This window comes from Haemophilus sp. SZY H56 (assembly GCF_054332415.1).
Genome location: NZ_JBTGNX010000001.1, coordinates 330,734 through 344,423 on the forward strand (window position 1 = coordinate 330,734; position 13,690 = coordinate 344,423).

Annotated in this window: 10 protein-coding genes and 2 pseudogenes; 8 read left to right on the top strand and 4 right to left on the bottom strand. The window is 39.6% G+C overall.

Annotated elements, in window-relative coordinates:
- The first annotated feature begins 39 nt into the window (after positions 1-39).
- Positions 40-1,218: a putative hydroxymethylpyrimidine transporter CytX gene (gene cytX, locus ACXVWP_RS01820; RefSeq protein ID WP_289902265.1), complete on the top strand. Its 1,179-nt coding sequence runs from the start codon at positions 40-42 to the stop codon at positions 1,216-1,218.
- Positions 1,219-1,319: 101 nt separating this feature from the next.
- Here cytX and odhB read toward each other — a convergent pair whose 3' ends face one another.
- From odhB to ACXVWP_RS01840, 4 genes are all read right to left on the bottom strand, one after another.
- On the bottom strand, positions 1,320-2,546 hold the full coding sequence (gene odhB, locus ACXVWP_RS01825) for a 2-oxoglutarate dehydrogenase complex dihydrolipoyllysine-residue succinyltransferase (protein WP_297570022.1): 1,227 nt from the start codon (positions 2,544-2,546) through the stop codon (positions 1,320-1,322).
- Between the two features lie 57 nt (positions 2,547-2,603).
- On the bottom strand, positions 2,604-5,411 hold the full coding sequence (sucA, locus tag ACXVWP_RS01830; protein ID WP_297570024.1) for a 2-oxoglutarate dehydrogenase E1 component: 2,808 nt from the start codon (positions 5,409-5,411) through the stop codon (positions 2,604-2,606).
- A 149-nt stretch (positions 5,412-5,560) separates the two neighbouring features.
- A complete protein-coding gene (locus ACXVWP_RS01835; protein WP_297570027.1) occupies positions 5,561-6,232 on the bottom strand; it encodes a helix-hairpin-helix domain-containing protein in 672 nt (223 codons plus the stop codon).
- A gap of 123 nt (positions 6,233-6,355) precedes the next feature.
- Positions 6,356-7,018, bottom strand: coding sequence for a Bax inhibitor-1/YccA family protein (locus ACXVWP_RS01840; RefSeq protein WP_297570029.1), 663 nt, complete (start codon positions 7,016-7,018; stop codon positions 6,356-6,358).
- A gap of 169 nt (positions 7,019-7,187) precedes the next feature.
- On the opposite strand from ACXVWP_RS01840, the pseudogene ACXVWP_RS01845 reads away from it, so the two are divergent.
- The 7 genes and pseudogenes from ACXVWP_RS01845 to ACXVWP_RS01875 form a co-directional block, all read left to right on the top strand.
- A pseudogene (locus ACXVWP_RS01845) lies at positions 7,188-7,367 on the top strand (transposase); the annotation flags it as partial.
- Between the two features lie 33 nt (positions 7,368-7,400).
- Positions 7,401-7,619, top strand: a pseudogene (locus tag ACXVWP_RS01850) (transposase); the annotation flags it as partial.
- A gap of 90 nt (positions 7,620-7,709) precedes the next feature.
- Complete coding sequence (gene sfsA, locus ACXVWP_RS01855; protein ID WP_289902270.1) at positions 7,710-8,426, top strand: DNA/RNA nuclease SfsA; 717 nt, start codon at positions 7,710-7,712, stop codon at positions 8,424-8,426.
- A gap of 207 nt (positions 8,427-8,633) precedes the next feature.
- On the top strand, positions 8,634-9,821 hold the full coding sequence (gene tyrS, locus ACXVWP_RS01860) for a tyrosine--tRNA ligase (RefSeq protein ID WP_005695949.1): 1,188 nt from the start codon (positions 8,634-8,636) through the stop codon (positions 9,819-9,821).
- A 75-nt stretch (positions 9,822-9,896) separates the two neighbouring features.
- Positions 9,897-10,823: an aminoimidazole riboside kinase gene (locus ACXVWP_RS01865; protein ID WP_128787361.1), complete on the top strand. Its 927-nt coding sequence runs from the start codon at positions 9,897-9,899 to the stop codon at positions 10,821-10,823.
- A gap of 64 nt (positions 10,824-10,887) precedes the next feature.
- Positions 10,888-12,345, top strand: coding sequence for a glycoside hydrolase family 32 protein (locus tag ACXVWP_RS01870; RefSeq protein WP_128787362.1), 1,458 nt, complete (start codon positions 10,888-10,890; stop codon positions 12,343-12,345).
- Between the two features lie 69 nt (positions 12,346-12,414).
- Positions 12,415-13,587 carry an MFS transporter gene (locus ACXVWP_RS01875; RefSeq protein ID WP_128788011.1) on the top strand — a complete coding sequence of 391 codons (1,173 nt, stop codon included), beginning with the start codon at positions 12,415-12,417 and terminating at the stop codon, positions 13,585-13,587.
- Positions 13,588-13,690: the final 103 nt, after the last annotated feature.

The following is a 13,690-nucleotide window of genomic DNA, read 5'->3' on the forward strand; positions in this document are numbered from 1 at the left end:
TGAGCCAGAATAACCACAATCCATTTTAAGGATAACAACATGCAAACAAAAAAATCAAGCAATCTTGCGATTGCGCTCATTTGGTTTACTGCTGCTATTTCAATGGCAGAAATTCTCACCGGTACTTGGTTTGCGCCACTAGGGTGGCAACAAGGTTTAATTGCCATCGTCGTTGGACACTTTATTGGTGGTTCGATGTTTTTCTGTGCAGGTTACATTGGTGCAAAAACCCAAAAAAGTGCCATGCAAACGGTACAAATTTCATTTGGTGAAAAAGGCTCTGCGCTTTTCTCTTTACTTAATGCCATGCAATTAATGGGATGGACTGCAGTCATGATTTATATGGGGGCTGACGTCATTTCCATCTTAAATCAAACACCTGATGCTTCACTCTTCCCATTTCTTACACTTGGTTTAGGCATACTCATCATACTTTGGCTACTACTCGGCTTCACTAAATTAGGTATCTTCAAAAGCCTCTCACTTGTCACCATGTTTTTACTGATGCTGTGGCTAAGTATTCAAGTAGCTAATAAACCATTTATTGCCATGGACGTTGCACAAAATATTAAATTTGGTACTGCTGTAGAAATTGCTACCGTCATGCCACTTTCTTGGTTACCAGTAGTATCTGACCACACGAAGAACAGCGAAACACCATTTAAAACGACCGCACTTTCAACGCTAACTTATACCGCGACCAGCTGCTGGATGTATGCTCTCGGCTTAGGTGCAGCATTAGTGACCGGTAAATCTGAAATCTCACAAATTCTTTCCCTTGCTGGTGTAAGTGTTATTGGTGTATTAATTGTCATCGCCTCTACCATGATTAACACTGCACTTCCCGCTTATTCTACCGGTATGAGTTTAAACAACATTTTCCCTCAATTAAAAGTCACGCCAATCTCCGTACTTACCGTGATTGTAGGCATTATATTAGCCTCAACCTTACCAGTGACAGAATACGAACATTTCTTGTTCTTTATTGGTTCAGTATTCGCGCCAATGATCGCTGTGCTTATCGCTGATTTCTTTGTGCTTAAACAGCATGATGTTAAAAAATCTGTTGATAGTATCGGACTCGGCGTTTGGTTTGTCGGCTTCGTACTCTATCGTTTCCTTATGACAAAAGGTTGGGAAACCGATTTAGGTCTAACTTTCCCTGTTATCATCATTACCTTTATCTTAGCAATCTTAGTACGCAAAATAACTAAATAAAGATCGGATTTTAACTATAGAAAGGCAGGCATTGTTCCCGCCCTTTTATTCACATCAATGTAAAAAAGGCTTTTCCCCTCAAAAGAGAAAAGCCCATGTGCTTAGATTTCTAATAATAAACGAGTTGGATCTTCTAATAAGTCTCTAATCGCCACTAAGAAGCCGACGGATTCACGACCATCAATTAAACGGTGGTCATAAGATAATGCCAAATACATCATTGGGCGAATCACGACTTGACCATCTACCGCAACCGGACGTTCTTTGATGGCATGCATACCTAAAATTGCACTTTGTGGTGGATTGATAATTGGTGTAGACATTAAAGAACCAAATACACCACCATTGGTAATGGTGAAGTTACCGCCTGTTAAATCTTCAACCGTTAATTTACCATCACGGCCTTTTTCTGCTAGTGCTTTAATTTGTTTTTCAATATTCGCCATGCTGAGTTTATCGCAGTTGCGTAATACAGGTGTTACTAAACCACGCGGCGTTGAAACAGCAATGCTAATATCAAAATAGTTATGATACACAATGTCATCACCGTCAATTGAAGCATTCACTTCAGGATAACGTTTTAATGCTTCAACTACAGCTTTAATGTAGAAAGACATAAAGCCTAAACGGACACCATGTTGTTTCTCAAATTTCTCGCCGTATGTTTTACGTAATTTCATAATCGGCTGCATATCCACTTCATTGAATGTGGTGAGCATTGCGGTGGTATTTTTCGCTTCTAATAAACGTTCCGCAATACGTTTACGTAAGCGAGTCATCGGTACGCGTTTTTCTGAACGAGAGCTATATGCCACGGTGCTAATAGTATTCTGCTCTGTCGCCACATCTTGTTTCGCTTTTTGAGCATCACGTTTTGCCACTTCACGCACAATATCTTCACGGGTAATACGACCACCCACACCTGAGCCTTGAATTTTCTCTGCATCTAAATCGTGTTCAGCTAATAAACGACGAATAGCTGGACCTTGATCCGCTGAATTGTTATGGCTATTTTCAATGGCGGCTCTTTGACGATCGGCTGGTGTTGGCTCATTGTCTTTCACTGTTTCAGTTGAAATATCGCCCGCTTGTTGGGTTGAAAGTTTACCTAAAAGCTGTTTACTTACTACCGTTGCACCTTCTTCTTGAAGAATTTCAGCCACTACGCCATCGTTTAATGCGGGCACTTCAAGTACCACTTTATCTGTTTCGATTTCCACTAATACTTCGTCACGTTTTACTGCTTCACCAACTTTTTTATGCCATGTTGCAACAGTTGCATCCGCAACGGATTCCGGTAAATCTGGAACAAGAATTTCGATTGTCATTTTATTTTCCTTTAAATTATTCTTTCTTTAAAAATTACTGAAATTTTGACCGCACTTTTACAGTGTCAGCGCGTCTTCTACCAATTGTTTTTGCTGTTTGGTGTGTAAAGACATGTAACCTACCGCTGGTGAAGCAGAGGCAGGACGACCTGCATATTTTAACTTCACATGCTCTGGAAGCGAGCTATCAAAGTTATGCTTACTACAATACCAAGCGCCTTGGTTTAATGGCTCTTCTTGACACCATACATAATCCGTCACATGAGCATAAGGCTCTAATGCTTTCTTCACATCTTCATGTGGATATGGGTAAAGCTGTTCAATTCGAATAATCGCCACATCTGTTTGGTTATTCGCTCGACGTTGTTCCAAGAGATCGTAATACACTTTACCTGAGCATAGGACTACGCGTTTAACTTGTTTCGGATCGATGTTATCAATTTCACCAATGACTGTTTGGAATGTGCCATTTACTAATTCATCTAAACTTGACACGGCAAGTGGATGACGTAATAAAGATTTTGGTGAAATACCAATTAATGGACGACGCATTTTACGGATCGCTTGACGACGTAACATGTGGTAAACCTGTGCTGGTGTAGATGGGATACACACTTGCATATTCTGTTCAGCACAAAGTTGTAAATAACGTTCTAAACGAGCAGATGAGTGCTCTGGACCTTGGCCTTCATAACCATGTGGTAATAGCATTACTAAGCCACACATTCTGCCCCATTTTTGTTCACCAGAACTAATAAATTGGTCAATCACGATTTGTGCGCCGTTTGCGAAGTCACCAAACTGTGCTTCCCAAATGGTTAATGTTTTTGGATCTGTCGTTGCATAACCATATTCAAAAGCCAATACGGCTTCTTCGGATAATACTGAATCCCACACCTCAAAACGACCTTGGTTGGCATGTAAATGCGTTAATGGCACATAGCCTGTACCATCATTTTGATTGTGCACAACCGCATGACGATGGAAGAACGTACCACGTCCCGCATCTTCACCCGATAAACGAACATTAGCACCTTCATCTAATAAGGTTGCGTATGCCATAGTTTCCGCCATACCCCAATCGAGCAATTTCTCGCCTTTTGCCATTTCACGGCGATCAGCATAGATTTTTTCGACACGAGGATGAGCTCGCAAGGTTTCTGGATATTCACTAACACGCTCCGCTAAAGTTTGGAAACGTTCTTGTGGGAATTTACTTTCGTAAGGGGATGTCCAGTCATAGTTGAGATATTGCAACCAATCCATTTGAGCAGTATCCATTTCTCGCCATTCTTTCACTACGCGATCGCCATTATCTAAGGCATCACGATAGAGATTCATCATTTCAATGGCTTCTTCTTCAGTCATCACCCCTTCAGCAATTAAACGATCCGCATAGACTTTACGTGGCGTTGGATGTTTTTTAATGATGCTATACATCATTGGTTGAGTGGCTAATGGTTCATCCGCCTCATTATGACCATGACGACGATAAGAAATCAGATCAATGAAAATATCGCGTTTGAATAAATTGCGATATTCCACCGCCATTCTCGCAGCAAAAGCGACCGCTTCAGGATCATCACCGTTTACATGAATAATCGGAGCCTGAATCATTTTCGCGATATCAGTACAATATTCTGTTGAACGGGTGTCATTTGGGTTAGAGGTGGTGAAACCAATTTGGTTATTGATCACAATACGGATTGTGCCACCAACGGTATAACCACGTGCATTAGACATATTCAAGGTTTCTTGTACCACACCTTGTCCCGCTACCGCAGAATCCCCATGAACAGTAACCGCTAATACTTGATTACGCTCTGTATCGTTCTTTTTCGTTTGACGAGAACGCACCGCACCAATAACTACTGGGCTAACAATTTCTAAATGTGAAGGGTTAAATGCAAGGGTTAAATGAACACGACGATCACCGACTGCGAAATCAGAAGAGAAACCTTGGTGGTATTTCACGTCACCTGTACGCTCGCTTGAATGTTTACCCGCAAACTCGTCAAAAAGATCTTCGGGTTTCTTACCGAGCACATTTACTAACATGTTTAAACGACCACGGTGTGCCATACCAAACATCACATCTTTTACGCCTTGTTTGCTCGCATGGCGAATAATTTCTTTCATCAATGGAATAAAGGCATCACTTCCCTCTAAAGAGAAACGTTTTGCCCCCGGGAATTTCGCACCAAGATAACGCTCTAAACCATCTGCAGCGGTCAATTCACTTAATAAATTAATTTTTTCTTCTTTGGTAAAGAGCGGTTTATTTAATTGGCTCTCTAATTTGCTTTGTAGCCAACTTTTTTGCTCCATATCCTGAACATGCATAAACTCAAGGCCAATTGAGCTACAATAGGTCTCTTTTAGCATTTCAGCTAAATCACCTAATTTGATGTTATCGCGATGATAGACATAGTGATTAATATTGAAGGTTTCATTGAGATCCTGTTCGGTAAAACCGTGATAACGGTAATCCAACTCAGGTACGGTGGAGACTTTCCAGCGATAATAATTGATTGGGTCTAGTTTCGCTTCTAAATGGCCACGGAAGCGATAAGCATTGATAAATTGAAGAACTTTGACTAATTTTGCACTGGCTTCTGGATCAATAACCGTCACGGCTTCTGTTGTATTTTCTCTTGCTAAACGACGGAAATAATCACGGACTGGTGAATGTGGTTGCTCTACTGCGGTTGTTTTCGGCAATGCATCAAATGTGGCACGCCAGCTTTCATCGACTGAAGATGGATCTTCTAAATAACGTTCGTATAACTCCTCAATATACGATTGATTAGAACCACCTAAAGCGGTTGAAGCCAACCACTCATCAAAGGCACTGTAATGCTGCATATCTACCCCTTGTATTACATGATGTTGTCTGCTCATTATACATAGGATAAAAAAAGAAATAATCATCAAATCACACTTTGTTACAATTTTGTGATCTACTTCAATAAAAAAACCGCACATAAAGTGCGGTCTGTTTTATCTGAGTTTTCTTAGAAACTTAAGAATGGGGTGATTTTTTCAATTGTAGCTTCACCTATACCATCAATATTTGAAAGCTCGGCAGCACTTTTGATTTTGCCCACTTTGTTACGGTAATCAATAATCGCTTGTGCTTTTTTCTCACCGATACCTGAAAGTTTTTGTAGAGTTTCCGCATCTGCTTTATTGATATTTACTTTAGCAGAAGAAGCCACTTTCTCTTTAGCTGAGTCTTTTGTTGAAGTCGCTTTTTCTTTCACTTCTTTTACTTTATCTGCCGATTTTGTTTTTGCGTCAGACGCTTTTTCTTTCGCATTATCTTTCACTGAATTTAATTTTTCAGTGGCTTTGTCTTTCATGGACGGTTGATTATTCTCTGTCGCTTTTTCTTTTAAAGCAGATGCTTTCTCTTTTACTGCATCTTTTGCAGAAGTTGCCTTTTCTTTAGCTGCATTAACTTTATCTAATGCAGTTGATTTCGTTGAACTCGCACTATCAGTCATTGATTTAAGCTTATCATTTGCCGCATTTTTCACGTCAGCTTTTGTACTTTCAACCATTGATTTTGAATTAGTGACGACTGATTCTTTTGTTGGTAATACAGATGTATTCGTTGCCAATGCAGAACCAGATATGGCTAATGCAAGTGATGTTAATGTGAAAAGTGATTTTAAAGATTTCATAAAAACTCCTGTTTTGTTATTAATAGGCTCGACAAGCGAACCTGTATGCTAAGACTTCTCTTCAGAAAATTAGTTCAAAACAAAAAACGCCCCTAATAAGGAGCGCTTTAAATTTAATACTGACTAATCATCGCTTGAGAAGATAGAAAGTAATCTTAATAAGCTAATGAATAAGTTGTAAATTGACACATAAATATTCACAGTTGCACGAATGTAGTTTGTTTCGCCACCGTGAATAATATTGCTGGTTTCATAAAGGATTGTCATTGTTGAGAACACCACAAACAATGCACTGATCCCTACCGCTAGTGCCGGAATTTGGAAGAAGAAGCTTGCCACAATCCCTAACAATAACACGATAAATAATGAGAAAATTGCGGTAGAAAGGAAAGACATATCTTTCTTCGTAGTAAGCACATAAGCTGAACACGCAAAGAAGACGATTGCTGTACCTGCGAATGCAAGCATAATTAAATCTTCCATTCCTCTCGCCACATACATGTTTAAAATTGGCCCAATGGTATAGCCCATAAAACCAGTAAACGCGAATGCAGCCAAGATTCCCCATGCACTATTTGCTAAACGATTTGTGACAAAAAGTAAACCATAAAAACCTACAAGTAACATAATAAGATTTGGATAAGGCAAGTTTAAGCTCATCGAAATATAAGCAACAACCGCCGAAAATGCCATCGTTAATCCCAATAAGAAATAGGTATTACGTAGCACTTTATGTGTGCTAAGTAGTGATTCATCCTGTGAATTAACCACAATGCGAGATTGCATAAAAGCTCCTTATTTTACAAAGAATAAAGTTGATGAAACATCAATCCGTAAAGTAAGGGCTATAGGTCAAAAAGTCAATGGTAAATCAAGAATTTGTTTTAATTTTTAAATTTAAGAAGGTAAAAGTGATCTACCCTAAAACCTGGAGACCTAATTTGAGATGCAGATTATGTCCTACCCTTATCAATTTCGTTTGAAAATTATCAAACTCGTCACTGAACAGGATTATGGTATCCGTGAGGTGGCTAAACTTCATCAAATTTCCCACGCTCTCGTCATTTATTGGCTAAAAGCATTTCGGGAAAGAGGGCTTGATGGCGTAAAATCGCCTTATTGTATGGCACGGCGTAATGGGTAAAGATGTTGGAGGGTAAAAGCGGTTCAAAGTATGAGTCGCCGAGGAAATTGTTACGATAATGCGGTGATTGAAAGTTTTTCTGCGATACTAAAATCAGAGTGTTTTTACTCACGAACTTATCATTCAATCGCTGAATTACAGGCTTAAATTGAAGAATATTTAGTGTATTACAACCAAAAACGAATTAAACTTGGTTTAAAAGGATTGAGCCCGGTGCAATATCGAGCTCAATATTTAAGTTAACTAACCTGTCCAACTTTTGGGGGGCAGATCAAAGTGCGGTCAATTTCATCATTAAATTCGACCGCACTTTCTTTTCAAAAGGAATAAACTATGCAACTCCCTACCCTACAATCTGCAAAATTAATTCGTCGTTATAAACGTTTTTTGACTGATATTGAATTACCAAATGGTGAAGTGCTCACGATTCATTGTGCAAATACTGGTGCAATGACTGGCTGTGGTGAAAAAGGTGATATCGTTTGGTACTCTCATTCTGATAGCCAAACTCGCAAATATCCACACAGTTGGGAATTAACGCAATTAGCAAATGGCCAACTTGTTTGCATTAACACACACAGATCCAACCAGCTAGTCTTTGAAGCCTTGCAAAATAAACAAATCAAAGAACTCGCTATGTATGATGAAATTTATCCTGAAGTGAAATATGGTGAAGAAAATAGCCGTATCGACTTTTTACTGAAAGGTGAAGGCTTGCCTGATTGCTATGTTGAAGTGAAATCCATCACCTTCGTAAAAGGTACATTAGGAATGTTTCCCGATGCGGTGACTACTCGTGGACAGAAACATGTTCGTGAGCTTTTAGCCATGAAAAAACAAGGACATCGCGCCGTTGTTCTCTTTGCCGGATTACATGATGGCTTCGATCGTTTTAAAATCGCTGAGTTTGTAGATCCTGAATATGATCGCCTCTTAAAAGACGCAAAATCTCAGGGCGTTGAAGCTTATGCTTATGCGGGAAAATTTGACATTTCAGATGGCATTCCGACCGCACTTTCTCTCACAGAAAGTGTACCTTACATCGATTAAAAAATAATTGAGAATTATTTGCATTTTGTTGTTGACAAGGTATTTGATAATAGTTATCATCTAGCCATTCCAAAAACAAACAGATAATCACTCCAACTTCACGCCTATTTCCCCACAAATAGGCGTTTTTTTTCATCTCAATCTTTTCATTTCAGCCATATTCTCTATAATGTAGCCTTTAATATTAAAATAACATTAGGAAATAGAATGACTGATATTAATACCGTTCTCGCAGAACTAAAACGCGGTACTGATGAGATTCTTTCTGAAGCAGATTTAATCGAAAAACTAAAAGAAAATCGCCCACTTAAAATTAAACTTGGTGCAGACCCTACTGCTCCGGATATTCACTTAGGGCATACCGTGGTATTAAACAAACTCCGTCAATTCCAACAATTAGGCCACGAAGTCTATTTCTTAATCGGTGATTTCACGGGGATGGTCGGTGACCCATCTGGTAAAAATACCACTCGCCCACCGCTTAGCCGCGAAGATGTGCTTCGCAATGCGGAAACCTATAAAGAACAGATTTACAAAATTCTAGACCCACAAAAAACGAAAATCGTATTCAACTCTGAATGGTTGGGTAAATTGGGTACTGAAGGGATGATCCGTTTAGCAAGTAACTATACCGTAGCGCGTATGCTAGAACGTGATGATTTCAAAAAACGTTTTGGTAACAACCAACCTATCGCAATTCACGAATTTATTTATCCTTTATTACAAGGTCATGACTCTGTTGCATTAGAAGCTGACGTGGAACTTGGTGGTACAGACCAAAAATTTAACTTACTTGTTGGTCGTGAATTACAAAAATCAGCTGGTCAGAAACCACAAGTAGCGATTACGCTTCCATTACTTGTTGGTTTAGACGGTGAGAAGAAAATGTCTAAATCATTAGGTAACTACATCGGCGTGACAGATGCACCAAGCGATATGTTCGGTAAAATCATGTCGATCTCGGATGAATTAATGTGGGATTGGTACAACTTACTTTCTTTCCGTCCACTCACTGAAATTGCTGAATTAAAAGCAGAAGTAGCAAATGGTAAAAACCCACGTGATGTGAAGATTTTATTAGCCAAAGAAATCATTGCACGTTTCCATGATGAAGCAGCGGCAGAGGCGGCTGAACAAGAATTTATTAACCGTTTCCAAAAAGGTGCAATGCCAGATGAAATGCCTGAATTCACCTTTGAAGGCGAAATTGGTTTAGCAACCTTATTAAAAGAAGCGGGACTGGTTCCTTCTACTTCTGAAGCGATTCGCTCAGCGAAGCAAGGTGGTGTGAAAATCAATGGCGAAAAAGTCGAAGACATGAAAGCCAATGCACCAAAAGGCACGAATGTTTACCAAGTCGGTAAACGTAAGTTTGCACGCGTAACCATCGCATAAAACACCTATGAAAATGACCGCTCTTTTTAAGTGCGGTTATTTTTTAACTGATATCCACAATAGAGGGAAAATAATATGAGCCAAAAAATCTGGGTAACCGGCGATGCGGTTGTTGATCTTATTCCTGACGGTGAAAATCATTATTTACGCTGTGCCGGTGGTGCGCCTGCCAATGTGGCTGTTGGCGTAGCACGCTTAGGCAGCCCGAGTGCCTTTATTGGTCGCGTAGGTAACGATCCGCTTGGCCAATTTATGCAAGATACCTTAAATGCGGAAAATGTGAATACGCAACATATGATTTTAGATCCGCAACATCGAACCTCTACGGTTGTGGTTGGTTTAGATAATGGCGAACGCAGCTTTACCTTTATGGTAAATCCAAGTGCAGATCAGTTCTTACAAGCGAGCGATTTACCGCCTTTCCAACAAGGTGAATGGCTACATTGCTGCTCTATCGCGCTGATTAATAATCCATCTCGCGAAGCGACTTTCGAAGCTATTCGCCGTATTAAAGCTGCTGGCGGTTTCTTCTCTTTTGACCCAAATTTACGTGAATCACTTTGGTCTAGCCTAGAAGAAATGAAAACCGTGGTAATGGAAGCCGTTGCATTAGCTGACGTATTAAAATTCTCTGAAGAAGAATTAACGCTTTTAACCAATACTGATAGCCTTGAAAAAGCCTTTGAAAAAGTGACGGCACTTTATCCTGAAAAATTGATTATCGTGACCTTAGGTAAAGATGGCGCGCTCTATCACTTAGAAGGTAAGAAAGATGTAATTGCCGGAAAAGCCTTACAACCGGTTGATACAACAGGTGCAGGCGATGCCTTCGTTGGCGGCCTGCTTGCAGGACTTTCACAACATCCAAATTGGAAAGAAAATGATGTGCTTGTGCAAATTATCCGTCAAGCCAATGCTTGTGGCGCCCTTGCTACGACAGCAAAAGGGGCGATGTCTGCGCTACCAAATAAAGCACAATTAGCAGCGTTCCTAGCCAACTAAGAATTAAAGATGCAAATTATTGCACCTTTTACTTACCCGATCACATTAACGAGGCACGATCACGATGATTATTTTCAATAATGGCAAATACAAAAGTATCCTAGCTGCAGAAAAAGGCGAACTTGCGGAAATTGCTCAAACTGTGCAAAAAGACAAGGATTTCCGACCGCACTTTCATATTGCCCCACCAACTGGCTTGATGAATGATCCGAATGGTTTGATCTTCGATGGAGAGAAATATCATCTGTTCTATCAATGGTTTCCATTCGATGCAATTCACGGGATGAAACATTGGAAGCATTTAATCACGAAAGACTTCCAACATTACCAATCAGCGGATGATCTGATTCCTTGTGAACTTTTTGAGTCTCACGGCTGTTATTCGGGTGGTGCTTTAAAAGTCGGTGATAAATTGGCCATGTTCTACACTGGCAATACTCGTCGTCCAAGTGATAATCAACGCGTGCCTTATCAAAATTTAGCGATTTTCGATCTTAACGGGAAGTTGCTTAGCAAACGTCCGTTAATTGAAAATGCGCCAGAAGGTTATACAGAGCATGTTCGCGATCCTAAACCGTATTTAACTAAAGACGGCAAAATCCGTTTTATCTGCGGTGCACAGCGAGAAAACCTCACGGGAACAGCCATTATTTTTGAAATGGACAATCTTGAAGATACGCCTCGTTTATTAGGCGAGCTTTCCTTACCAGCTTTTGACAATACAAACGTGTTTATGTGGGAATGCCCTGACCTATTGAAGTTCGGTGATAAAGATGTCTTTATTTGGTCGCCACAAGGTAAAGTTCGAGAAGCGCATCAATTCCAAAATAATTATCATGCGACTTATGCTGTGGGTAAATTAACGGATTTAACCTTTGAAGCAGAATATATTAGTGAGTTGGATCAAGGCTTTGATTTCTATGCCCCACAAACATTTGCTGGCTTAGATAACCAAACTCATGCCGTGCTTTTCGGTTGGATTGGTTTGCCAGATTTAACTTATCCAACAGACAAATTTAAATGGCACTCAGCTTTAACCTTACCAAGAGAATTGCGTTTAGAAGGTTCGAAAATTTATCAATGCCCGATTGATAAAATATACAAAAATCTTACCGCACGTTCTGCGCTTCATCTCAATGAAAAAGCGGATATTGCTAATTTAGATCGTGCGTATATTAAATTTGAGGCAAATAACCAAGCCTTTGACTTAACCTTCTTCCAAAATGAAAAAGGACAATCATTACGACTTTCTTATGAAAATGGCTTGGTTTGCTTAGATCGCAGTCAAAGCGAACAAACCGAATTAATGGAAAAATTCGATACCAAACGCTTCTGCGAAGTTGAAAATCTACAAACTGTCGAAATTTTCTTTGATCGTTCAATTATTGAAATTTTCTTTAATCAGGGTGAAAAAGCGATGACATCAAGATTTTTCATTGAGAACAGAGAAAATACAATAAGCTGTAGCCGTCCATTGGATTTAATGATTGGTTATTTACCAGCAATTCAATATGACAAATAATCAACTCAAGTGCGGTTAAAATTAACCGCACTTTTATTTCCAACCATGTTCTCTTATTAAGTAATGACTATGTTTGTTCAACAACAAAACGCAACACCATCTAATCTTGTGGCGTTCAATTTTCTATTGATTGCCTTTTTAACGGGGATTGCCTCTGCGTTTCAGACGCCGACCTTGAGTTTATATCTGTCGCAAGAGATTCAGGTTTCACCTTTTTTTGTGGGCTTGTTCTATTCCGTCAATGCCATTATTGGCATTATCTTGAGCCAAATTCTGGCGAAATATTCTGATAAGCAAGATGATCGTCGCAAAGTGATGATTGTTTGCTGTTTGATTGCTGTGCTTGGATGCCTGATTTTTGCTTATAGCCGAAATTATTATGTGTTGATTATTATCGGTACAACATTGTTAGGATTAGGCTCATCCGCTAATCCGCAATCTTTTGCTTTAGCAAGAGAATATGCTGAAAGCAGCCATCGTGAAGCGGTGATGTTCACCACAATTATGCGAACTCAAATCTCTCTCGCCTGGATTGTGGGGCCGCCACTTTCTTTTTTCATTGCGCTAAACTGGGGCTTTGATTATATGTATTTGGTGGCGGGTTCTGCCTTTTTACTTTGTGCAGGCGTCAGCAAATTATTGCCGAAAATTCCTCGTCAAAGTGCGGTTAAAAATCAAGAGATTTTAGACAATACGCCACCAAGAAAAAGTGTGATTTACTTGTTCATCGCTAACCTATTGCTTTGGACCTGTAACAGCACGTATCTCATCAATATGCCATTATTTGTGATTAATGAGTTACATTTAGGCAAAGAATTAGCAGGAACATTAATGGGAACTGCTGCGGGATTGGAAATCCCCGTGATGATATTAGCGGGTTACCTCACCAAATACTTCAGTAAAAAACGCTTGATGATGATTGCTTTAGTTTCAGGTCTCGCCTTCTACTCAAGCTTATTATTTGCTGAGCAAACTTGGCAGCTTATCGGATTACAAATGCTTAATGCGATTTTTATTGGTATTACCGCTACGATTGGCATGGTGTATTTCCAAGATTTAATGCCGACTAAAATGGGCACGGCTACAACTCTATTCAGTAATGCAGCAAAAAGTAGTTGGATTATTGGTGGACCGATTGCAGGTATTATTGCGGAAATCTGGCATTACAATTCTGTTTTTTATGTCGCTGTGGCATTAATTATTATCAGCGTAGCCTGTATGTGGAAAGTCAAATCTGTTTAATGCGAAATAAAAAAGTGCGGTCAATTTTGATCTGCACCCCAAAAGTTGGACTCAACAAACCAACAATTGAGGTGCAGATTTTTTATGGGTAAACACTACACAA